We start from the raw sequence: 1,040 nt of genomic DNA, 5'->3' as shown, positions 1-1,040 counted from the left end.
AAGAAGAAATCTACCAAGCTCTAGACTTGCAGTTTATCGAGCCTGAATTGCGCGAAGGCAGGGACGAGATTGAGCGAGCGGCAAAGCAGAAGCTACCCGCCCTCATTCGGGATGAAGATCTGCATGGCATCCTGCATTCTCACACGATCGCATCCGATGGCACCGAAACGCTTGAGGCAATGGCTGAAGCCACGCGCAAGCGCGGTTTCGAATACTATGGTGTCGCCGATCATTCGCAGTCCGCTCACTACGCAGGCGGCCTTTCGTTGCAGGAGATTGCTGAACAGCACCGCGAAGCTGACCGGCTGAACAAGGCATACAATGGAAAATTTCGCATATTGAAGGGCATCGAGGCGGACATCCTGGCGGATGGCTCGCTCGATTACCCGAATCATGTCTTGGAGCAGTTCGATTTTGTCGTCGCGAGCGTGCACAGCCGCTTCAAGTTGCCCAAGAAGGAACAGACGGAGCGTATCATTGAGGCGATCGGAAATCCTCGGACGACAATCATCGGGCACATGACCGGTCGCCAGCTGTTGCGCCGGCCCGGTTATGATCTCGACGTCGACAAAGTCCTCAAAGCGTGTGCGAAACACGGCGTCGCTGTCGAAATCAACGCACATCCGTGGCGACTCGACCTCGACTGGCGCTGGCATCAAAAGGCACTCGATCAGGGCTGCATCTTCAGCATCAATCCGGACGCTCATTCGTTCCGCGAGCTCGACCACATGCATTGGGGTGTCGAGATGGCGCGCAAGGGCGGTGTCCCTGCGAAGCGGGTCCTGAACGCGATGCGTTTGACGGCCCTCCTTGCGCATCTCGCACGGCGCAGGCAAACGTCCTAACCTGCTTGTGCGGCCGGCCTATCAGCGCAGGAGTCCGTCATTCTCAAAATCTTCCCAGCCGCGCAAACTGGAGTGCGAGTTCTCATCGGGGCCATAGCCAGCTGAAGCTGCAGTTCCGCGACCGCTTCTTTGAGCACGTTTCATAGCGGCCTTCCCCGCGGCTCGCCGCCTATTCTCTGCAGCTGTCGCTGCGTC

1 protein-coding gene is annotated in these 1,040 nt (G+C 58.0%); it reads left to right on the top strand.

From position 1 onward, the window contains the following. Positions 1-845 (top strand): PHP domain-containing protein (locus NKH36_RS34660; protein ID WP_352966309.1); only part of this gene is annotated, 845 nt, incomplete at its 5' end. Positions 846-1,040: the final 195 nt, after the last annotated feature.

This window comes from Mesorhizobium sp. M1312 (genome assembly GCF_040318115.1).
Lineage (GTDB): Bacteria > Pseudomonadota > Alphaproteobacteria > Rhizobiales > Rhizobiaceae > Mesorhizobium.
The sequence above is the reverse complement of the archived record's forward strand: the minus strand, read 5'-3'. Positions and strand labels throughout refer to the sequence as shown.